We start from the raw sequence: 393 nt of genomic DNA, 5'->3' as shown, positions 1-393 counted from the left end.
GGGGCCCGGGGAACCCGCGCGGCGGTGCCTCACTCCCGCCGCTGCGGGTGGGCCGACCGCCGGATCAGGAGAGCGGCGGGTAGGCGTTCTGCATCAGCTGCTGGAACTGGGCCGCGAACCACGCACCGGAGATCGGCGCGTTCGGCAGGGCACCCGACATGTTGTTGCCGTTGCGGGCGTTGCCGGTGTACGTCGGGTCGCACATCCGGTCGAAGCCCTTGCCCTCGTTGTTCGGGATCTCGGTGCTGGAGCCGTCCGACTCGCCCGGAGGCTTCACCCAGACGTACGCGTCGATGCCCGTCTCGGGGTTCGCCCGCGGCCGCTCGCCGAGGCCCGCGCCGGCCTGGTTGCACCAGTTGCCGGTGTGGTAGCGCCGGTCGATCCGGCCACCGT

Annotated in this window: 1 protein-coding gene; it reads right to left on the bottom strand. The window is 72.3% G+C overall.

Annotated elements, in window-relative coordinates; genetic code table 11:
* Window positions 1-64: 64 nt before the first annotated feature.
* Window positions 65-393 (bottom strand): glycoside hydrolase family 6 protein (locus LQ51_RS05815; RefSeq protein ID WP_046563630.1); only part of this gene is annotated, 329 nt, incomplete at its 5' end.

It is taken from the genome of Micromonospora sp. HK10 (assembly GCF_000982955.1).
Taxonomy (GTDB): Bacteria; Actinomycetota; Actinomycetes; order Mycobacteriales; family Micromonosporaceae; genus Micromonospora.
The sequence above is the reverse complement of the archived record's forward strand: the minus strand, read 5'-3'. Positions and strand labels throughout refer to the sequence as shown.